Raw genomic sequence first — 20,628 nt, 5'->3', positions numbered from 1 at the left:
TGCTTCGTTTAGGGCGGGCCAGCTGTGCACGCACATTTCGCCGGTGGCAACGGCAGAAGAAATACCGCCACCACCTCCAAGCATGATAGCTGGTCAACAGCCGGCACCCATCTTCCGCCAGGTCCGGCGACTAGAGTGTTGCCCATGTCCCCGCCCCTTCCCGGGCCCTCCTCCGCCGATCAGGTGGACGATTCGCCTACCCCACGCCTCACCGCGGACCACCCCGGCGTCAACGAACTGTTCGCGGTGCTCGCCTACGGCGAGATAGCCGCGTTCTACCGCCTGACCGACGAGGCTCGCATGGCCCCTGACCTGCGGGGCCGGATCTCGATGGCGAGCATGGCCGCGGCCGAGATGCAGCACTACGAGTTGCTGCGCGACGCCCTGGAAAGCCGCGGCGTGGACGTGGTGTCGGCGATGTCGAGGTACGCGTCGACATTGGAGAACTACCACCGGCTGACGACGCCGAGCACCTGGCTGGAAGCCCTGGTGAAGACGTACGTCGGCGACGCTTTGGCCGCCGACCTCTACCTGGAAATCGCCGACGTGCTGCCCGACGAAGTCGCCGATGTGGTGCGGGAGGCCCTGTCGGAGACCGGGCATTCCCAGTTCGTCGTCGCGGAGGTGCGCGCGGCCGTGACCGGCAGCAGCAAGCAGCGCAGCCGGCTCGCGCTGTGGGCGCGTCGCCTGTTCGGCGAGGCCATCACCCAGGCGCAATACCTGCTGGCCGATCACGACGAGCTGGTCGACCTGGTGGTCTCCGGTGCCGGCGGCCTGAGCCAGCTCGGCGCGTTCTTCGACCGGCTACAGCAAACCCACGACCGGCGGATGCACGAGCTCGGCCTCAGCTGACCCTCAACGGGTGCAGGTCGCCATGATCGAGTTGGTGGCCGACACCGCCACCGCTTGACCCTCGGCGTTGACGATCGAGCAATTCAGCCGGCCGTAAATGCTGGTCGCGACGACCGACTCGGTCTGCACGCCCGGATTCAATACAACGACCTTGGACCAGGGCAGCGACACGTTGAACTCGGTCTGCGGGTAGCCCTGGGCATCGGTGTAGACGACGTTCACCAGGTCGAGGAGCTGCTTCGTCCCGGTGACGGTGTAGAGGACGGTACGTGGGTTCACCGCGATCGGTGGCGGCGCGGCCGTGGCGGGCGGCGCGGCCGTCGGCGCCAGGGTCGGCGCGGTGGTCGGCGGCTGTGTCGGTGCCGCGCGGGGCGTCGTCACGGTGGTGACCGTTTCCTGCGGCAGCGGCGATTGGCTCGGCGCCGCGCTGGGCGGGCTCGTGGTCCGCGGCGCGGAGGTCAGCGTTTGCGGGGCGGGTCCCACCGTCGCCTTGGTCGACGCGCTGTCGCCGCTGTTGAGGACGACAGCGGTCGCGATCGCTCCGAGCGCGACCACGGCGGCGAGAATCGCCGTGACGGGGCGCACGCGAAAGTCGGCCGGCCAGCCCGTCCAGCTGTAGTCGCCGTCGGATCCGGCCCGGTACAACTCCTCGGTGTCGCCGTCGGCGTCACGGTCAAAGTCGTAGTCACGGTCGTAGTCACGGTCGTAGTCGTCGTATTCGTCGTAGTTCAGGTCGTAGTCGTCGCGGCCCGGGCGGGCGCGAACCCTGTCGATAGGGGGCAGTGTGGTACCCATGGTGCCGAAGTTAGCCATGTGAAAACACGGATCCGGCGTCGAACCCGGGGGTAGGCCCAGCTGGTAGCCAATCGTTACCTCTCCGCGATCGACGTTTCGCTCACCGCGTAGCCCGCCGTGGGCCCGGGGCGCGCCGCGCGCTTGGCGCATCCACTAGCCTGCTGCTGACACGCCTGCGACTTCACCGCTACCGCAAGCTGCTACTGGAACCGCTCATGGAAGGGGCCACTGTGGAGGTCAAAATCGGTATCTCGGACAGTCCGCGCGAGCTGGTCTTCTCCAGCGCGCAGACACCGGGTGAAGTCGAAGATGTCGTAGCCGCCGCGCTGCGGGAGGGCGCGGGCCTGGTCAGCCTGAGCGACGACAAGGGCCGTCGCTTCCTGGTTCAGACCGACAAGATCGCCTACGTCGAGATCGGCGCGGCCGACGCGCGCCGGGTCGGCTTCGGAATCGGGGCGGAGTCTGCCGCCAAAATCGTTGGGAAGGCCGCTAAGAGCGAGTGAGCGGCACGTGTGACAGACCGCCCCACGCGAACTGAACGGTGCCCTCGACGGCGTCCGACTTGGAGATCGGGCGATCGGAGTCCAGCCAGTACCTGGCGCAGTCCACGCTGATCCCGACCAGTCCCACCGCGATCATCCGGGCGCGGTGCGGATCGAGGCCGGAGTCCTCGCTGATCAGTGCGAACACCGCGTCGATGCACGACTCGGTGGCGACGCGCACCTGCGCGGCGACCTCGGGTTCGGTGACGTAGTCGTTCTCGAAAATCAGCCGGTAGCCCTGGCTGTCGTGCTCGATGAAGTCGAAGAACGCCTGCACCGCCGAATGCAGCCGCCGCCGGTTGTCGGTGGTGGTGCTCAGCGCCTGCTGCACTCCCGACACCAGGTTGTCCACGTGCCGATGAAGCACGGCGAGGTACAGCTCCAGCTTGCTTGAAAAATGTTGGTACAGAACGGGTTTGCTGACACCTGCCCGTTCGGCGATCTCGTCCATGCCGGCCGCGTGGTAGCCACGGTTGACAAAGACGTCGCTGGCCACGACGAGCAATTGGCCGCGACGCTCATCGCGGGGAAGCCTGTTGCCGCGCCGGTTCGGGGTCGCCACGCCGTCTCCCGGCCGAGGGGCGCCCGGTTTGACGGCACGTCGTGCCGCCGCCTTGGCGAGTTCGCTCATCGAGTCCTCATCTAGTTGGTGGCATCTCGTTGGTGGCAAATCTGTTGGGTGGCAACTGACTCCTCGGATGCCCCGGGTCAGCCGCGCGCGGCTCGTCGCACAGACATTACTACCCGTGGCGTCCCCGCGGCCGTCATCGGCGCCGCATTCGGGCGCGCCAGGGACAACCTCCGTGCGGGCTGTGCCATTCTGGGGCAATGACGTCCCAGCAGCCCGGGCGCGGCACCGGCCAGGTTCCCGTGCTGCGTGACGAGTGGCGAGAACCACTGCGGGCCCAGCGGGATCCGATTGGGCGCGATCCGATCGGGCGGGGATCCGGGCGGGCTCGGGCCGATCGTGGACGGCGCCAGTGGCGCAAACAAACATGGTTGGGACGGTTCGTGTCCACCTACGGCTGGCGAGCATACGCGCTGCCCGTCCTGGTGGCGCTCACCGCGGTGGTCATCTACCAGACGGTCACCGGCACGGGCGCGCCGAAGCCGACGGCGAGCCAGCCCATCCAGGGGCCGCCGGACATCGGCGCGGTGGGCACCGCGATCATCGACGCGCCGCCGCGCGGGTTGGCCACGTTCGACGCCGACCTGCCGGCCGGGACGCTGCCCGACGGCGGCCCCTTCTCCGAGGCGGGCGACAAGACCTGGCACGTCGTGCCCGGAACCACCCCGCAGCTCGGCCAGGGCACCGCGAAGGTGTTCAAGTACACCGTCGAGGTCGAGAACGGCATCGACCCCTCGATGTTCGGCGGCGACATGGCATTCGCCCAAATGGTCGACCAGACACTGGCCAATCCCAAGGGCTGGACACACAACCCGCAATTCGCGTTTGTCCGGGTCGACGGCGGCAATGGGGTCAAGCCCGACTTGCGGATTTCGCTGGTGTCCCCGGTGACCGTGCGCGAGGGATGCGGCTACGAATTCCGGCTGGAGACGTCGTGCTACAACCCGGTATACGGGCCGGAACGGCAGGCGCGGGTTTTCATCAACGAGGCGCGCTGGGTGCGCGGAGCCGTACCTTTCGAAGGCGACGTCGGCTCCTACCGGCAGTACGTGATCAATCACGAGGTCGGCCACGCCATCGGGTACGTGCGTCACGAGCCGTGCGACAAGCAAGGTGGCCTGGCGCCGGTGATGATGCAGCAGACGTTCTCCACATCCAACGACGACGCCGCCAAGTTCGACCCCGACTACGTCAAGGCGGACGGCAAGACCTGCCGATTCAATCCCTGGCCCTACCCGATCGCATAGTCGCGGGCGGGTACTGCGCGGCCCGGGGAAGCAACCGTCGGTGTTTGCCGTTGTTTCGGGCAACTGCTGTGATGGATAGAGCTAACGAAAGCCAACCGAGGAGATATTCGGTGTCGACGTCCCAGGCGTCCCAGACCTCCCAGGCGTCCCAGACCTCCCAGGCGTCGTTGCCGCCGCTGGTCGAGCCCGCACCCCAGCTGAGTCGCGATGAGGTGGCCCGCTACAGCCGTCATCTGATCATTCCCGACCTGGGCGTCGACGGGCAGAAGCGGCTGAAGAACGCGCGGGTGCTGGTGATCGGTGCCGGCGGGCTCGGGGCACCGGCGTTGCTGTATCTGGCCGCGGCCGGCGTCGGCACCATCGGCATCGTCGACTTCGACGTGGTCGACGAGTCGAACCTGCAGCGCCAGATCATCCACGGCGTCGCCGACATCGGGCGGTCCAAGGCCCAGTCGGCACGCGACTCGATCGCCGCGATCAACCCGCTCGTCGACGTGCGATTGCACGAATTCAGGCTGGAGCCCGACAACGCCGTCGACCTGTTCACGCAGTACGACCTGATCCTGGACGGCACCGACAATTTCGCCACCCGGTATCTCGTCAACGACGCCGCGGTGCTGGCCGGGAAGCCGTACGTGTGGGGCTCGATCTACCGCTTCGAGGGCCAGGTGTCGGTGTTCTGGGAGGACGCCCCCGACGGGCGTGGCCTCAACTACCGCGACCTGTACCCGGAGCCCCCGCCGCCCGGCATGGTGCCGTCCTGCGCCGAAGGCGGTGTGCTGGGCATCATCTGCGCTTCCATCGCGTCCGTCATGGGCACCGAGGCAATCAAGCTGATCACCGGAATCGGCGAACCGCTGCTGGGCCGGCTGATGATCTACGACGCGCTCGAGATGAGCTACCGCACGATCAACATCCGCAAAGACCCGTCGACGCCCAAGATCACCGAGCTGATCGACTACGAGGATTTCTGCGGCGTGGTGTCCGAGGATGCCGCCGAGGCGACCGCCGGCTCCACCATCACCCCGCGGGAATTGCGCGAGCTCCTCGACTCCGGCAAGAAGCTGGCGCTGATCGACGTCCGCGAGCCGGTGGAATGGGACATCAATCACATCGAGGGCGCGCAGCTGATCCCGCAGTCGTTGATCAACTCCGGGGAGGGTCTGGCGAAGCTGCCGCAGGACCGGATGCCGGTGCTGTATTGCAAGACGGGGGTGCGCTCGGCCGAGGCGCTGGCCGCCCTGAAGAAGGCCGGATTCTCCGACGCAGTGCATCTGCAGGGCGGAATCGTGGCCTGGGCCCAGCAAATGCAGCCCGACATGGTGATGTACTGACGCAATTCCGCAGGTGGGCTCGTTTAGGCTGGTTTGCGTGACCCTCGAGCCGCCGCCCGAACTTGTGCTGACGGCGTTCGGTTTGACCGGTGTCAAGCCCGTCGCCCTCGGCGCCGGCTGGGAAGGCGGCTGGCGATGCGGCGAAGTCGTGTTGTCGATAGTGGCCGACCACGCCCGCGCCGCCTGGTCGGCGCGGGTCCGCGAGACGCTGTTCGTCGACGGGGTGCGCCTGGCCCGGCCGGTCCGCTCCACCGACGGACGCTACGTCGTCTCGGGGTGGCGAGCCGACACGTTCGTCGCCGGCACACCGGAAGCCCGGCACGACGAGGTGGTCTCGGCGGCGGTGCGGCTGCACGAGGCCACCGGCAAACTGGAACGCCCGCGATTCCTGACTCAGGGGCCCACCGCGCCGTGGGGAGACGTCGACGTCTTCATCGCCGCGGACCGCGCCGCGTGGGAGGAGCGGCCGCTGGCCTCGGTGCCGCCGGGAGCACGCACCGCGCCGCCGAGCGCGGACGCCCAGCGGTCGGTCGAGCTGATTCACCAGCTCGCCACCCTGCGCCGGCCCACCAAGAGCCCCAACCAGCTGGTGCACGGAGACCTTTACGGCACAGTGCTTTTCATCGGCACGGCCGCACCGGGGATCACCGACATCACGCCGTACTGGCGGCCCGCGTCGTGGGCCGCCGGCGTCGTTGTCGTCGACGCGTTGTCCTGGGGCGAGGCCGACGACGGACTGATCGAACGCTGGAGCGCGCTGCCGGAGTGGCCGCAGATGTTGTTGCGCGCGTTGATGTTTCGCCTCGCGGTGCATGCCCTGCATCCGCGGTCGACGGCGGAAGCCTTCCCGGGCCTGGCCCGCACCGCGGCGCTGGTCCGGTTGGTGCTCTGAGTCTCTAACTCCCGGACGGGAAGTCGTAGCGCACCTCGCGCAACGGAATCTTGCCGTCGACGGCCAGAATCCCCTCGGCGCGCAGCAGTTCCAGCTGCCGGCTGGTCAGGTGCCGCGCGGGACGCCCGGATGCGGTGATCACGCGGTGCCAGGGCAGGTCGGAGGAGTCGATCCGCATGATCCACCCGACTATGCGTGGACTGGAAAGCCCTGCGACGGCAGCGATGTCGCCGTAGGTAGCCACTCTTCCGGACGGAATGGACGCGACCAGCGAGCGGACCCGCTCGACCTGCTCGTCGGTCACCTGCGCCATGATCAGCGACCTTCCAACTGCGCGCGGGCAAGCGCGGCCACTTCCGCGTGCTTGGCGTAGGGCACCATGTGATTGCACTCGAAATCGAGCAACCGGAAATCGGGTCCCAAACGTTGTCGAAGCCCCGCGATGAGTCGGTCGGTGACGTAGGGCGGCGTGGTCCACATCGCCCGCACCAGCGTCGTCGCCGTTCCCGCCGGCGGAAACACGATGTCGCGGGCCAACTCGCTCCAATACGACATCATCGCCGGCAGGCTGACGCGCCAGCCGTACCGTCCGCTCGGCAGTTCGACCAGGTGCTCGTCGAGCTCGGCGTCCAGCAGGGCGGGATCCACATCCGACCACGAGCCGGTCGTCTTTTCCATGCGGGCTTCGGCGGCGTCCGGATAGTCGGGCGAGGAAAGCATGGCGTCGGCGATCTCCCGCATCCAGGTTCCGTCCAGGCCGACCGCCGGATCGAGCAGCAGCAGGCCCGCTACCCGGTCGGGTCGGGCCGCCGCCAGATGCATTGCCAGCGCGCCGCCGAACGAGTGCCCGACCACCAGCACCGGCGCCCCACCTTTGGCGGCCTCGGCGTCGAGGAGCGCCGCGAACGCCGAGACGTTGGCCTCGATGTTCCACGGCGCGGCCCACGACGATCTGCCGTGGCCGAGCAGATCGGGTGCCGCGACGGCGATTTCGGGCAGCGCGTCGGCCAGTTTCTGCCAGCGCTGCCCGTGGCCGGTCAACCCATGCAGGGCGAGCATCCGCACCGGGCCGGCGGGGCCGTAGCGGTGCACGTGAAGGTCGCCGGTCACGCGTCGATCGGTCACGCGTCGATCGGTCACGCGTCGATCGGTCACGCGTCGATCGGTCACGCGTCGATGATGCCAGGCCGGACCGTCGCGGTCCGCGGGCGCGGCCGACTTGTCGGACCCTCGTGATCTCATGCCGCTATGTCGTTCACGTCGGGGTCATTCGCCTGGGACGCCGACGCGGGTGCCGTGCTGGCGCCCGGCGCACGCGGGGTGATCCGCGTCCTGGGCGGGCCCGGCACCGGCAAGAGCAGCCTGCTCGTCGATGCCGCGGCCGCTCGGATCGGCGCCGGTGCCGATCCGGAATCGGTTCTGCTGCTTACCGGTTCCGGCCGGCCGGGGATGCGGGAGCGCAGCACCTTGACGAGGGCGCTGCTGCGGTCGCATACCGCCGGCGCGCGCCGCGCCGCGGTTCGCGAGCCCATGGTCCGCACCGTGCACAGCTACGCCTACGCGGTGTTGCGCCGGGCCGCCGACCGTGCCGGCGACGCGCCGCCCCGCCTGGTTACCAGCGCCGAACAGGACGCCATCATTCGCGAACTGCTGGCCGGCGACCTCGACGACGGTCCGGGCGCCGCGGTCGCGTGGCCGGCGCACCTGCGGCCGGCGCTGCGCACCGCCGGCTTTGCCGCCGAATTGCGAAACCTGTTGGCGCGCTGCGCCGAACGTGGCGTGGACGCTCAGGAGCTGCAGCGGCTGGGCCGCCGGTGCCGGCGCCCGGACTGGAGCGCCGCCGGCCAGTTCGCCCAGCAGTACGAGCAGGTGATGTTGCTGCGGGCGGCGGTCGGGATGGCGGCGCCGCAGGCGACGACGCCGGCGCTGGGCGCGGCCGAACTCGTGGGTGCGGCGCTGGAGGCGTTCGCGGTCGATCCCGAGCTGCTGGCGGCCGAGCGCGCCCGGGTGCGGGTGCTGTTGGTCGACGACGCCCAGCAGCTCGACCCGCAGGCGGCGCGGCTGGTTCGGGTGCTTGCGGCGGGAACCGAGCTGACGCTGGTCGCCGGCGATCCCAACCAGGCGGTGTTCGGCTTCCGCGGCGGTGAACCGGCGGGCCTGCTCGACGGCGACACGCCGTCGGTGACGCTGACGGCATCGCATCGCTGCGCTCCCGCGATCGCGCGCGCCGTCAGCGGCATCGCGCGGCGGCTGCCCGGCAGCACCGGCGGCAGGCAGATCGACGGCACCGGGCCCGACGGCGGCGCGGTCGCGGTGCGCGTGGCCGCCTCGGCGCACGCGGAGGCCGCGATAATCGCCGACGCGCTGCGCCGCGCGCACCTCGTCGACGGCGTGCCGTGGTCGCAGATGGCAGTCATCGTCCGGTCGGTGCCCCGGGTCGGTGCGCGGCTGCAGCGTGCCCTGGCCGCCGCCGGGGTTCCGGTGGCGCTACCGGCGGTCGGCGGGTCGTTGTCCGAGGAGCCGGCGGCCCGGGCGCTGTTGACGGTGTTGGCCGCCACCGCCGAGGGGCTCGACGGCGACCGGGCGCTGGCGTTGGTGACCGGGCCGATCGGCCGCGTCGACCCGGTATCGCTGCGGCAGCTGCGCCGAACGCTGCAGCGCGGATCAGACGGCGCGGCAGGAAATTTCGGGGACCTGGTGGCGGACGCCCTGCGCAGCGATGCGCAGCTTTCCGGCGTGCACGCCCGCCCGCTGCGACGGGTCCGTGCGGTGCTGGACGCGGCCGCCGGCTGCCACCGCGACGGCCAGGATCCGCGCTTCACCCTGTGGGCGGCGTGGCATCGGTCCGGCTTGCAACGCCGCTGGCTCACGGCCAGCGAGCGCGGCGGTCCCGCCGGGGCCCAGGCCGCCAGGGACCTGGAGGCGGTCACGGCGTTGTTCGACGTCACCGATCAGTACGTGTCCCGCACGTCCGGCGCGTCGTTGCGCGGATTGCTAGAGCACGTCGAGGCGCTCCAGCTGCCCGGCGCCAACCCCGAGCCGGCGTCGACGGCGGAACAGGTCAGGGTGCTCAGCGCACACGCCGCGCTCGGACACGAATGGGATCAGGTCGTCATCGCGGGCCTGCAGGATGGGTTGTGGCCCAACACGATTCCGCGCGGCGGGGTGCTGGGCACCCAACGGCTGCTCGACGCGCTGGACGGCATCACCGAGGACGCCTCGGCCACCGCGCCGCTGCTGGCCGAGGAGCGCCGGCTGCTGGTCGCCGCGATGGGCCGGGCCCGGCGGGCGTTGTTGGTGACCGCCGTGGACGGCGACGTGGGCGGGGCGGGCGACGACGCCGCGCTACCTTCGGCGTTCTTCTTCGAGATCGCACAGTGGGCTACCGATGATCCCATTGCGGCGCAGCCGATTTCATCCCCGCGTGTGTTGTCGGCGGCCGCGCTGGTGGGACGATTGCGCGGCGTCGTGTGTGCACCCGACGGCGCCGTGGACGACGTAGCTCGCGATTGTGCGGCAACGCAATTGGCCCGGCTGGCGAAGGCGGGTGTGCCGGGCGCCGACCCGTCGGACTGGCAGGGCCTCACCCCGATCAGCACCGCCGACCCGCTCCGCGGCCCCGACGAGCCGGTCACGTTGACGCCGTCGACGCTGCAGACCCTCACCGACTGCCCGCTGCGCTGGCTCGCCGAACGGCACGGCGGCACCAACGCTCGTGATCTGCGGTCCACGATCGGCTCGGTGCTGCACGCGCTGATCGCCGAGCCCGGTAAAAGCGAAGCGCAACTGCTGGCCGAGCTGGAACGGGCGTGGGAGCAGCTGCCCTTCGACGCCCCCTGGCATTCGGCCAACGAGCTGGCCCGCTACCGCGGCATGATCCGGGCGTTCGTCGAGTGGCGGGCGCAGACCCGAGCCGAACTGAGCGAGGTCGGCGTCGAGGTCGACGTCGACGGAGCGCTTCCCGCCCGGTGCGACGGCGGCGGCGAAGTCCGGCTGCGCGGCCGGGTCGACCGGCTGGAGCGCGACGGCGCCGGCCGGCTGGTGATCGTCGACGTCAAAACCGGCAAAACCCCGGTCAGCAAGGACGACGCGCAGCAGCACGCTCAGCTGGCCATGTATCAGCTGGCGGTGGCCGAGGGCATGATCGGCGCGGCCGGCAGCGAACCGGGCGGTGCGCGGCTGGTCTACATCGGCAAGACCGGGGCAGGCGGGGCCGTCGAACGCGAGCAGGATCCGCTGACGCCGGCCGCGCGCGACGAATGGCGCGACCTCGTCCGCACGGCGGCCGACGCGACCGCGGGGCCGCAATTCATCGCCCGGCGCAACGACGGGTGCACGCACTGCCCGATGCGGCCGTGTTGCCCGGCCCATGTCGAGGGGGCAGCCCTGTGAACGCGCGCTACAGCCCGGACGAATTGGCCTGTGCGCTAGGGCTTTTCCCGCCGACCGCCGAGCAGGCCGCGGTGATCGCCGCCCCGCCGGGCCCGTTGGTCGTCATCGCCGGAGCGGGCGCCGGGAAGACCGAGACGATGGCCGCGCGCGTGGTGTGGCTCGTCGCCAACGGCTACGCCGACCCGGGCCAGGTGCTGGGCCTAACGTTCACCCGCAAGGCGGCCGGCCAGCTGCTGCGGCGAGTCCGCTCCCGGTTGGCCCGGTTGGCCGGCATCGGCCTGGGCCCGACAGGCCCGGCGGGCGTCGAACCGGCCGGCAGCCCGACCGTCGGCACCTACCATGCTTTCGCCGGCTCCTTGCTGCGCGAGTACGGCCTGCTGTTACCCGTCGAGCCCGACACCCGGTTGCTCAGCGAGACCGAGCTGTGGCAGCTGGCCTTCGACGTGGTCAACGGGTATCGGGGTGAGCTGCACACCGACAAGACCCCGGCCGCGGTCACGTCGATGGTGCTGCGGTTGTGGGGTCAGCTGGCCGAACACCTGGTGGACACCGACCAGCTGCGCGACACCCACGTGGAGCTGGAGCGGCTGGTCCATACCCTGCCGGCGGGCCCCTACCAGCGCGAGCGGGGTCCGAGCCAGTGGCTGCTGCGGCTGCTGGCCACCCAGACCGAGCGCGCCGAGCTGGTGCCGTTGCTCGACGCGCTGGCCCAGCGCATGCGCGCCGGGAACGTCATGGACTTCGGCATGCAAATGGCCTCGGCGGCCCGGCTGGCGGCGAGCTTCCCGCAGGTCGGCGTGGACCTGCGGAACCGTTACCGGGTCGTCCTGCTCGACGAGTACCAGGACACCGGCCACGCCCAGCGGGTGGCGCTGTCGGCGTTGTTCGGCGGAGGCTGTGATGACGGGTTGGCGCTCACGGCCGTCGGCGATCCGATTCAGTCGATCTACGGGTGGCGCGGCGCGTCTGCGACCAACCTGCCTCGGTTCACCACCGACTTCCCCCACGCCGACGGCACCCCCGCGCCGGTCCTGGAACTGCGCACCAGCTGGCGCAACCCGCCCCGCGCCCTGCAGCTGGCCAACGCCATCTCGGCGGAGGCGCGGCGGCGGTCGGTTGCCGTGCATGCGCTGCGGCCGCGCCCGGACGCGTTACCCGGCACCGTCGCATGCGCGCTGCTTCCCGACGCGCGGGCCGAGCGCGAGTGGATCGCCGAACACGTGCACCGGCATTACCAGCGGGCTCGCGCCGAGGGTGTCAGCCCGCCGACCGCCGCGGTGCTGGTGCGCCGCAACGCCGATGCCGCACCGGTGGCCGACGCCCTGCGCGCCCGCGGCATCCCCGTCGAGGTCGTCGGGCTCGCCGGTCTGCTGTCGGTGCCCGAGGTCGCCGACGTCGTGGCGATGCTGCGGCTGGTTGCCGACCCGACCGCGGGGGCGGCGGCGATGCGCGTGCTCACCGGCCCGCGATGGCGCCTCGGCGGGCGGGACGTTGCCGCGCTGTGGCGGCGCGCGCAGGCCCTCGCGGCGGGACTGGGGGCACCACCTGCTTGCGGGGGACGCCCCGACGACGCGCCCTCGGCCGAGTCGATCGCGCGGGCGGCGGGTCCGGACGCCGACACCGCGTGTCTGGCCGACGCGATCGGCGATCCCGGGCCGGCCGGGTCGTATTCGGTTGCGGGATATCGGCGCATCATCGCGCTGGCCGCCGAGCTGCGCGCCCTGCGCGCGCACCTCGGGCATTCGCTGCCCGACCTGGTCGCCGAGGTGCGGCGGGTGCTCGGCGTCGACTGCGAAGCCCGGGCCGCCGCAGGGGTCGGCGACGGCTGGGCCGGCGCCGAACACCTCGACGCCTTCGCCGACGTGGTCGCCGGCTACGCCGAGCGAACGCGGGCCACGGCGGCCGACGTGACGGCGGCGGCGTCGGTCGCCGGTCTGCTGGCCTACCTGGACGCGGCCGAGGTGGTCGAAAACGGCTTGGCCCCCGCCCCGTTGACGGCCGCCCGGGACCGGGTCCAGGTGCTCACCGTGCATTCCGCGAAGGGTTTGGAGTGGCAATTGGTGGCGGTGGCACACCTGTCGGGCGGAATCTTTCCGTCGACCGCGTCGCGCAGCAGCTGGCTCACCGACGCCGGGGAGCTGCCGCCGCTGCTGCGCGGGGACCGCGCTTCCGCGGGCACACTGGGCATTCCCGTGCTCGACACCTCGGACGTCACCAACCGAAAGCAGCTGTCGGACAAGATCTCCCAGCACCGCCGCCACCTCGAGCAACGGCGCGTCGACGAGGAGCGCCGACTGCTGTACGTGGGCATCACCCGGGCCGCCGACACCCTGTTGCTGTCCGGCCACCACTGGGGTCCCACCGGGATGAAACCCCGGGGCCCGTCGGACTTCCTGTGCGAAATCAAGGACATCATCGACCGTTCCACCGCAGCCGGCGAGCCGTGCGGGGTGGTGGAACACTGGGCGCCGGCGCCGCCCGATGGTGAGCGAAACCCGCTGCGCGACAACGTCGTCGAAGCGATCTGGCCCGCGGACCCGCTCGCCTCACGGCGCGGCGACGTCGAACGCGGCGCGGCGCGGGTGGCCGAGGCCATGTCGGCCGGTGCGGTCGCGGCCGGTGCCGACGTCGACGGCTGGGCCGCCGACGTCGATGCGTTGCTGGCCGAGCGCGCCCGCTCGGCGCGTCCGCCCGCCCGCGCCCTGCCCAGCCAGCTGTCGGTCAGCGGTTTGGTGGACCTGGCGCGCGACCCGCAGGGCGCGGCGCAGCGGCTGGTGCATCGGCTGCCCGCGCGGCCCGATCCACATGCCCTGCTGGGCAACGCCTTTCACGCCTGGGTGCAGCAGTTCTACGGCGCCGAGCGGCTGTTCGACCTCGCCGACCTGCCGGGTGCGGCCGACTCGGACGTCGGGGACACCCGGGAGCTGGCGGCGTTGCAGGCGGCGTTCACCAGCTCGCGGTGGGCCGCCCGCACACCGGTCGCCGTCGAGGTGCCGTTCGAGATGCCGATCGGCGAGACCGTGGTGCGCGGCCGCATCGACGCGGTGTTCGCCGACCCCGACGGCGGTGTCACGGTGGTGGACTGGAAGACCGGCCAGCCCCCGCGTGGGCCGGAAGCCCTGCGGCAGGCCGCCGTCCAGCTCGCCGTCTACCGTCTGGCGTGGGCGGCGTTGTCGGGATGCCCGGAATCGTCGGTGCGCACCGCCTTCCACTACGTGCGCACCGGCGTCACCCTCGTTCCCGATGAACTGCCCGAGCCCACCGAGCTGGCCGGGCTGCTACTGACCGGCTGACGTGGTTACATTTGAGGCGTGTACCAGGCCTGCGGGTGGGGTTGAGCGTGGGGTTAATCCAATTGACGGACCGCCGTGCAAAAGGGTAGGTCGCAGCGTCTGAGGGGGCTCGACGAGACGCTGACCGCCCAGCCCGGTCATCTGCTGGTCGGCGTTTTGCGCATCCCCGAAGAACACGGCAGTCCCGTGCGGGTCATCGCGCGGCGGGTGGCCATCGCGCTGGTGGTGTTGTTCGGCGCGGCCGTCATTGTCTACCTCGATCGCACCGGCTACCGCGACGTGCGCGGCGAGCCGCCGACATTCGCCGACTGCGTCTACTTCGCGGCGGTGTCGCTGTCGACCACCGGATACGGCGACATCACCCCCTACACCGAGACCGCGCGCCTGGTTCACACCGTGATCTTCACGCCGCTGCGAATCGCGTTCTTGGCCGTGCTGGTCGGCACGACGCTCGAGGTGCTCTCCGAGCGGTCCCGGCAGGCGTGGAAGATTCAGCGTTGGAGGAACAAAGTGCGCAACCACACCGTCGTCATCGGCTACGGCACGAAGGGGAAAACGGCTGTCGCCGCGATGATTAGCGACGACGAGGCCCAGGGCGAGGTCGTCGTCGTCGACCCCGATCGCAGCGCCCTCGAGCACGCCGCCACGGCCGGGCTGGTCACCGTGCACGGGGATGCCACCAAATCCGATGTGCTGCGGCTGGCCGGGGCCCAACACGCGTCGTCGATCATCGTTGCCACCGGCCGCGACGACACCGCCGTGCTGGTGACGTTGACGGCGCGGGAGATCGCGCCCAAGGCCAAGATCGTGGCTTCCATTCGGGAGGCCGAGAATTCACACCTGCTGCAGCAATCGGGTGCGGACTCGGTGGTCGTCTCCTCGGAGACCGCCGGCCGGCTGCTCGGGATCGCGACCACCACGCCGAGCGTCGTGGAGATGATCGAGGATCTGCTGACGCCGGACGCCGGGATGGTGATCGCCGAGCGCGAGGTGGAGCAGACCGAAGTCGGCGGATCCCCACGGCATCTGCGCGACATCGTGCTCGGCGTGGTGCGCGACGGCCACCTGCTGCGGGTCGGCGCGCCCGAGGCGGACGCCATCGAGGCCACCGACCGATTGCTCTACATCCGCGACGTGGGACGTTAGCGGCGGCTCGCCGCCAGCAGGCTCGGCAGGAGACTCGGCAGGAGACTACGTGGAGTTCCAGCTGCGGGACGTTCCGGTGCTCTCGCGCGTCGGCGCGGACCGCTCCGATCAGTTGCGCACCGATGTCGATGCGGCCACCGCGGGCTGGGCCGACGCGGCGCTGCTGCGGGTGGATTCGCGCAACCAGGTGCTGGTCGCCGACGGCCGGGTGGTGCTGGGCGCCGCGGCCGAGCTGGCCGACAAGCCCCCGGTTGACGCGGTATTCCTGGGCCGCATCGAGGGCGGCCGGCATGTCTGGGCGATCCGGGGCGCGCTGCAAGCGCCCGAAGACCCCGGCGTGCAAGCCGAGGTGGTGAACCTGCGCAGTCTCGGGCCTATCTTCGACGACACCAGCAGTCAACTGGTGTCGTCGGCCATTGCGCTGCTGAATTGGCATGACAGCGCCCGGTTTAGCGCGGTGGACGGCTCGCCGACCAGGCCGTCGCGAGGGGGCTGGTCACGCGTCAACCCGGTCACCGGTCACGAGGAGTTTCCGCGCATCGACCCCGCCGTGATCTGTCTGGTCCACGACGGGGCTGACCGCGCGGTGCTGGCCCGCCAGGCGGTGTGGCCCGAGCGGATGTTCTCGCTGCTGGCCGGATTCGTCGAGGCGGGCGAGTCTTTCGAAACCTGCGTCGCCCGGGAGATCAAGGAGGAAATCGGCCTGCACGTGCGCGAGGTGCGTTACCTGGGCAGCCAGCCGTGGCCGTTTCCCCGTTCGCTCATGGTCGGATTCCACGCGGTGGCCGACCCCGACGAGGGTTTCTCGTTCAACGACGGCGAGATCGCCGAGGCGGCATGGTTCACCCGCGACGAGGTCCGTGCCGCGCTTGCGGCCGGCGACTGGAGCAGCGCCGAGTCTCAGGAATCGAAACTGCTTCTGCCCGGGTCGATTTCGATCGCCCGCGTGATCATCGAATCCTGGGCCGAGATTACCGGCTAGGCGGGTTGAGCCCTAGCCGACTTCGGCGAGCTTGGCTTTCACCTCGGCGGCGCTCGGGTTCGTCAGCGTGGACCCGTCGGCGAACTTCACCGTCGGCACCGTGCGGTTACCGCCGTTGACCGAGCTGACGAATTCCGCCGCCGCCGGGTCCTCTTCGATGTCGATCGCGTCGTAGGGGATCCCATTGGACTTGAGCACCGTCATGAGCCGGTGACAGAAGCCGCACCATGACGTGGTGTAAACGGTAATCGCCGCGTTGGTCATAGCCCGTTAACGTAGCGCGGGGACGATGAATTCCGAAGCGACTCCCAGCGTGGCGATGCACCTGGTTTGTCGGCCATCGCTGCCAAAATGGACGCCATGCCAATGGTCCCCGTGCCGACCATGACCGACCCGTTGACCGCCGGGCTCGACGACGAGCAGCGCGAAGCCGTGCTGGCCCCGCGCGGACCGGTCTGTGTGCTTGCGGGGGCCGGAACGGGCAAGACTCGCACCATCACGCACCGGATCGCCCAGCTCGTCGCGAGTGGCCATGTCGCCGCGGGGCAGGTGCTGGCGGTCACGTTCACCCAGCGGGCGGCGGGGGAGATGCGGTCGCGGTTGCGCACGCTCGACGCCGCCACGCAGAGCGGCTGCGGCGTCGGCGCCGTGCGGGCCCTGACCTTTCACGCCGCCGCGCATCGCCAGCTGCGGTATTTCTGGCCCCGGGTGGTCGGCGGGACCGGCTGGCAGCTGCTGGACAGCAAGTTCGCCGTCGTGGCCCGGGCGGCCAGCCGCAGCAGGCTCAACGTCAGCACCGACGACGTGCGCGACCTGGCCGGTGAGATCGAGTGGGCCAAGGCGTCGCTGATCGGCCCCGAGGAGTACGCCGCCGCGGTGGCCGCCGCGGCCCGGGACATCCCGCTGGACGCCGTGCAGGTCGCGGCCGTCTACTCCGCGTACGAGGCGCTCAAGACCCGCGACGAGGCGGTCACCCTGCTCGACTTCGACGACCTGCTGCTGCACACCGCGGCCGCGATCGAAAACGACGCCGCGGTGGCCGACGAGTTCCGGGATCGCTACCGCTGCTTCGTGGTCGACGAGTATCAGGACGTCACCCCGCTGCAGCAGCGGGTGCTCTCGGCGTGGCTGGGAGACCGCGACGACCTGACCGTGGTCGGCGACGCCAACCAGACCATCTATTCGTTCACCGGGGCCTCGCCGCGCTTCCTGCTCGACTTCTCGCGCCGGTATCCCGACGCCACGGTCGTGCGGCTGGAGCGCGACTATCGGTCCACCCCGCAGGTGGTGTCGCTGGCCAACCAGGTGATCGCCGCGGCCCGCGGCCGCGTCGCCGGCAGCAAGCTGCAATTGTCCGGCCAGCGGGCCCCGGGCCCGGCGCCGTCGTTTCACGAGCATCCCGACGAAACGGCCGAGGCCACCGCGGTGGCGGCATCGATCACCAACCTGATCGAATCCGGCACGGCGCCCGCCGAAATCGCGGTGCTCTACCGGGTCAACGCGCAGTCCGAGGTCTACGAGGAGGCATTGACCGAAGCCGGCATCGCCTACCAGGTTCGCGGCGGCGAGGGATTTTTCAACCGCCAGGAGATCAAGCAGGCGCTGCTGGCCCTGCAGCGCGCGGCCGACCGCGGCTTCGAAAACAGCGAAGATGGACCGCTGCCCGACGTGGTGCGCGCCATCCTGGAACCGCTGGGCCTGACGGCGCAACCGCCGGTGGGAACGCGCGCCAGAGATCGTTGGGAGGCGCTGACCGCGCTGGTCCAGCTGGTGGACGACGAAGTGGCGCACAATCCGCAGCTGGAATTCCCCGGTCTGCTGGCCGAGCTGCGGATGCGGGCCGACGCGCGGCACCCACCGGTGGTGCAGGGCGTGACGCTGGCCTCGCTGCACGCCGCCAAGGGACTCGAATGGGATGCGGTCTTCCTCGTGGGGCTGGCCGACGGCACGCTGCCCATCTCGCACGCGCTGGCGCACGGCGCCGAGAGCGAACCCGTGGAGGAGGAGCGCCGCCTCCTCTACGTCGGAATCACCAGGGCCCGAATGCATTTGGCGCTCAGCTGGGCGCTGGCGCGGAACCCGGGCGGACGCCAGAGCCGCAAGCCGTCGCGGTTCCTCAACGGTATCGCGCCGCAGGCGCGGCCCGATCCCGCGCCGAGCAGATCACGGCGCAACAAGGGCGTCCCCACCCGCTGCCGGATCTGCAACAACGACCTGACCACCCCGGCGGCCGTCATGCTGCGCCGCTGCGAGACGTGTGCGGCCGACATCGACGAGGAACTGTTGCTGCAACTCAAGGCGTGGCGGCTGGATCTCGCGCGGGAACAGAAGGTGCCCCCATACATCGTCTTCAGCGACAACACGCTGATCGCGATCGCCGAGGCGCTGCCCGCCGATGAGGCGGCCCTGGTCGCGATCCCCGGCATCGGCGCACGCAAACTCGAGCAATACGGGCCGGACGTGCTGGGGTTGGTGCGCGCCCGCGGCTAAACACGCAGGTCAGAAAATCGGTTGTCACCGTCGTCGGCTACCATTTACCCTCGAAACACGCATTCTGCTGCCGGCTGAAGGCTGGTAAGCGTCCAAGCGGGAGGAGGTGGCCACGATGATCCACAACACGTTCGGTGTAGCCGTGGCCGGCGCGGTGCTGACCGCGGGGACCTCCCATGCCGCTCACACCGCTACCCAGGCGGCCGCGGTCAAGCATCGCGCCGCCGCCACCGCGACTGACGTGTCCGTGGATCGGGGTCATACGTAAGCGCAACGTAACCCGCCCGATTTTCGCCGAATGGCCACGGACCCGAAGTCACCAGGATCCGTGGCCACACTTGTAGGGTCGACAGCCTCCCTACCTGGTCCGGATCAATCCCAGACATCCACCAGACCAGGAAGCAGGTGAGAAGGACATGTCGGCATCGACAGTCCCCAGACCGCCGCGGCCGGCGTTGCCGTGTCACGCCGGAGATCCCGACCTGTGGTTCGCCGAGACGCCGGCCGACCTCGAGCGCGCCAAGGCGCTGTGCGCGAGCTGCCCGATCCGGCGTCAGTGCCTGACCGCGGCGCTGGAACGCGCCGAACCCTGGGGCGTCTGGGGCGGCGAGATCTTCGAGCGGGGCTCGATCGTGAGCTTCAAACGCCCGCGCGGACGCCCGCGCAAAGACGTTGCCGCTTAGACGACGGCCGCGTCGGGCTCGGCGAAACCCGGGACCAGTTCCTCCGACAGCGCCTTGATCGGCACATGGGCATCCAGCTGGCAGAGGATCGCGGCCACCGACATGATCACCCGCATCGGGATCACGAGCTTGGGCGGCAGGTCCATCTGCCGTGCCGTCCTGATCTGCGACACCGACTTGTCGATCTCGATGGCGCTCATGCGCTGCAGCCACTTCCGGGTGTAGTGGAACACCTCGACCTCGATGGGCTCGACGTACTGGCGCAACATGTCGTCGATGTCGCGCACCGACACCTGCTGGCCCTTCTGGATGAACCCGGCCTTCTCCATCGTCGGCAACAGCAAGTCGTAGTTCTTGTCGCGGGCCAACCGGATGGACATCCCGAGCTCGATCGGCAACCCGCCCGGCAGCGGCGCGACGGCGCCGAAGTCGATCACGCCCATCCGATCGTCGGGCAACAGCATGAAGTTGCCCGGGTGCGCGTCGCCGTGCAGCATCTGCAGCCGGCGCGGCGCGTCGAAGGTGAGCTCGAGCAGCCGGGTGCCGATCAGGTCGCGCTGCTCGGCGGTGCCGTGGCGGATGATCTCGGCCATCGGCACGCCCTGCATCCACTCCTGGACCACCACCTTGGGGGCGCTGGCCACGACATGCGGGATCGCGAAGTGCGGGTGGCCTTCGTAGGCCTTGGCGAACGCGCGCTGGTTGTCGGCTTCCAGCCGGTAGTCGAGTTCCATCTCGGTGCGCTCGATCAGCTCGTCGACCACGCCCTGGACGTCGGCTCCCGGCGCGAGCTGTTTGACCACCCCGACCATCCGCTGCATCGTCTTGAGGTCGGCGCGCAGCGCCTCGTCGGCGCCCGGGTACTGGATCTTGACGGCCACGTCGCGGCCGTCGGACCACACCGCCTTGTGCACCTGGCCGATGCTGGCCGAGGCCACCGGCGTGTCGTCGAACGAACTGAACCGGTCGCGCCACTTGGTGCCGAGTTGCGCGTCGAGCACCCGGTGCACTTTGGCGGCGGGCAGCGGCGGGGCGTCCTTCTGCAGCTTCGTCAACGCCTCGCGGTACGGTTCGCCGTACTCCTCCGGAATCGCGGCCTCCAGCACCGAGAGCGCCTGACCCACCTTCATCGCACCGCCCTTGAGCTCGCCCAGGACGGTGAACAATTGGTGGGCGGCCTTCTCCAGCAACTCGGCCTGGACCTCGTCCTTCGACTTGCCGGTCAGGCGTTTACCGAACCCGAGCGCCGCCCGGCCGGCGAACCCGACCGGAATGGTGGCCAGCTTCGCATTGCGCGCAGCACGGCCGCGTTTGATATCTGACACACCCCCATCATCCATGACGATTCGGGC

17 protein-coding genes and 1 pseudogene are annotated in these 20,628 nt (G+C 70.2%); 12 read left to right on the top strand and 6 right to left on the bottom strand.

All coding sequences use genetic code 11. The annotated features are described in order from the left end of the window. Positions 1 to 144: 144 nt before the first annotated feature. Positions 145 to 852, top strand: coding sequence for a ferritin-like fold-containing protein (locus A5745_RS15120; protein WP_076064524.1), 708 nt, complete (start codon positions 145 to 147; stop codon positions 850 to 852). 3 nt (positions 853 to 855) lie between these two features. Here A5745_RS15120 and A5745_RS15115 read toward each other — a convergent pair whose 3' ends face one another. Then, a complete protein-coding gene (locus A5745_RS15115; protein WP_076117004.1) occupies positions 856 to 1,647 on the bottom strand; it encodes an MmpS family transport accessory protein in 792 nt (263 codons plus the stop codon). Positions 1,648 to 1,862: 215 nt separating this feature from the next. Here A5745_RS15115 and A5745_RS15110 point away from each other — a divergent pair, with 215 nt between their 5' ends. Then, a complete protein-coding gene (locus A5745_RS15110) occupies positions 1,863 to 2,150 on the top strand; it encodes a DUF3107 domain-containing protein (protein WP_170874559.1) in 288 nt (95 codons plus the stop codon). On the opposite strand, the gene A5745_RS15105 is transcribed toward A5745_RS15110, so the two are convergent. After that, the gene (locus A5745_RS15105) at positions 2,137 to 2,820 is read right to left on the bottom strand and encodes a TetR/AcrR family transcriptional regulator (RefSeq protein ID WP_076064523.1); all 684 of its coding nucleotides are present in this window, start codon (positions 2,818 to 2,820) and stop codon (positions 2,137 to 2,139) included. The genes A5745_RS15110 and A5745_RS15105 overlap by 14 nt on opposite strands. A gap of 197 nt (positions 2,821 to 3,017) precedes the next feature. On the opposite strand from A5745_RS15105, the gene A5745_RS15100 reads away from it, so the two are divergent. The 3 genes from A5745_RS15100 to A5745_RS15090 all read left to right on the top strand — a co-directional run bounded on the left by A5745_RS15100 (position 3,018) and on the right by A5745_RS15090 (position 6,290). Further along, positions 3,018 to 4,064, top strand: coding sequence for a DUF3152 domain-containing protein (locus A5745_RS15100; protein WP_076064522.1), 1,047 nt, complete (start codon positions 3,018 to 3,020; stop codon positions 4,062 to 4,064). Between the two features lie 110 nt (positions 4,065 to 4,174). Beyond that, positions 4,175 to 5,398: an adenylyltransferase/sulfurtransferase MoeZ gene (moeZ, locus tag A5745_RS15095; RefSeq protein WP_076116973.1), complete on the top strand. Its 1,224-nt coding sequence runs from the start codon at positions 4,175 to 4,177 to the stop codon at positions 5,396 to 5,398. A gap of 37 nt (positions 5,399 to 5,435) precedes the next feature. Further along, on the top strand, positions 5,436 to 6,290 hold the full coding sequence (locus A5745_RS15090) for a TIGR02569 family protein (RefSeq protein WP_076064520.1): 855 nt from the start codon (positions 5,436 to 5,438) through the stop codon (positions 6,288 to 6,290). Positions 6,291 to 6,294: 4 nt separating this feature from the next. Here A5745_RS15090 and A5745_RS15085 read toward each other — a convergent pair whose 3' ends face one another. Together A5745_RS15085 and A5745_RS15080 are read right to left on the bottom strand one after the other, a co-directional pair. Then, the gene (locus A5745_RS15085) at positions 6,295 to 6,603 is read right to left on the bottom strand and encodes an MGMT family protein (RefSeq protein WP_076116971.1); all 309 of its coding nucleotides are present in this window, start codon (positions 6,601 to 6,603) and stop codon (positions 6,295 to 6,297) included. 2 nt (positions 6,604 to 6,605) lie between these two features. Then, positions 6,606 to 7,400 carry an alpha/beta fold hydrolase gene (locus A5745_RS15080; RefSeq protein ID WP_076117003.1) on the bottom strand — a complete coding sequence of 265 codons (795 nt, stop codon included), beginning with the start codon at positions 7,398 to 7,400 and terminating at the stop codon, positions 6,606 to 6,608. A 138-nt stretch (positions 7,401 to 7,538) separates the two neighbouring features. Here A5745_RS15080 and A5745_RS15075 point away from each other — a divergent pair, with 138 nt between their 5' ends. The 4 genes from A5745_RS15075 to nudC all read left to right on the top strand — a co-directional run bounded on the left by A5745_RS15075 (position 7,539) and on the right by nudC (position 16,103). After that, the gene (locus A5745_RS15075; protein WP_076116969.1) at positions 7,539 to 10,682 is read left to right on the top strand and encodes an ATP-dependent DNA helicase; all 3,144 of its coding nucleotides are present in this window, start codon (positions 7,539 to 7,541) and stop codon (positions 10,680 to 10,682) included. After that, positions 10,679 to 13,975 (top strand): ATP-dependent DNA helicase, encoded by a 3,297-nt coding sequence (locus A5745_RS15070; RefSeq protein ID WP_076116967.1) that lies wholly within the window; start codon positions 10,679 to 10,681, stop codon positions 13,973 to 13,975. The genes A5745_RS15075 and A5745_RS15070 overlap by 4 nt, the downstream gene beginning before the upstream one ends. Positions 13,976 to 14,050: 75 nt before the next feature. Continuing rightward, the gene (locus A5745_RS15065) at positions 14,051 to 15,121 is read left to right on the top strand and encodes a TrkA family potassium uptake protein (protein WP_076064517.1); all 1,071 of its coding nucleotides are present in this window, start codon (positions 14,051 to 14,053) and stop codon (positions 15,119 to 15,121) included. Positions 15,122 to 15,170: 49 nt separating this feature from the next. After that, on the top strand, positions 15,171 to 16,103 hold the full coding sequence (nudC, locus tag A5745_RS15060) for an NAD(+) diphosphatase (RefSeq protein WP_076116966.1): 933 nt from the start codon (positions 15,171 to 15,173) through the stop codon (positions 16,101 to 16,103). A 12-nt stretch (positions 16,104 to 16,115) separates the two neighbouring features. On the opposite strand, the gene mrx1 is transcribed toward nudC, so the two are convergent. Further along, entirely contained in the window at positions 16,116 to 16,367 is a 252-nt protein-coding gene (mrx1, locus tag A5745_RS15055; protein ID WP_076064515.1) for a mycoredoxin Mrx1, read from the bottom strand. 120 nt (positions 16,368 to 16,487) lie between these two features. Between mrx1 and A5745_RS15050 the strand changes: the two genes are divergently transcribed. The 3 genes and pseudogenes from A5745_RS15050 to A5745_RS15045 all read left to right on the top strand — a co-directional run bounded on the left by A5745_RS15050 (position 16,488) and on the right by A5745_RS15045 (position 19,276). Next, a complete protein-coding gene (locus A5745_RS15050) occupies positions 16,488 to 18,593 on the top strand; it encodes an ATP-dependent DNA helicase UvrD2 (protein WP_371336957.1) in 2,106 nt (701 codons plus the stop codon). Positions 18,594 to 18,708: 115 nt separating this feature from the next. Further along, positions 18,709 to 19,013, top strand: a pseudogene (locus A5745_RS24735) (hypothetical protein); the annotation flags it as partial. Continuing rightward, entirely contained in the window at positions 19,010 to 19,276 is a 267-nt protein-coding gene (locus A5745_RS15045; RefSeq protein WP_076064513.1) for a WhiB family transcriptional regulator, read from the top strand. The pseudogene A5745_RS24735 and the gene A5745_RS15045, both read left to right, overlap by 4 nt. Here the strand turns inward: A5745_RS15045 and A5745_RS15040 are convergent. Beyond that, the gene (locus A5745_RS15040; RefSeq protein ID WP_076064512.1) at positions 19,273 to 20,616 is read right to left on the bottom strand and encodes an AarF/ABC1/UbiB kinase family protein; all 1,344 of its coding nucleotides are present in this window, start codon (positions 20,614 to 20,616) and stop codon (positions 19,273 to 19,275) included. The two genes, A5745_RS15045 and A5745_RS15040, sit on opposite strands and share 4 nt — an antisense overlap. Between the last annotated feature and the right edge of the window lie 12 nt (positions 20,617 to 20,628).

The organism is Mycobacterium sp. IS-2888 (assembly GCF_001954215.1).
Classification (GTDB): domain Bacteria; phylum Actinomycetota; class Actinomycetes; order Mycobacteriales; family Mycobacteriaceae; genus Mycobacterium.
Note: the sequence above shows the minus strand (reverse complement) of the source record. Positions and strands in the feature narration are given on the sequence as shown.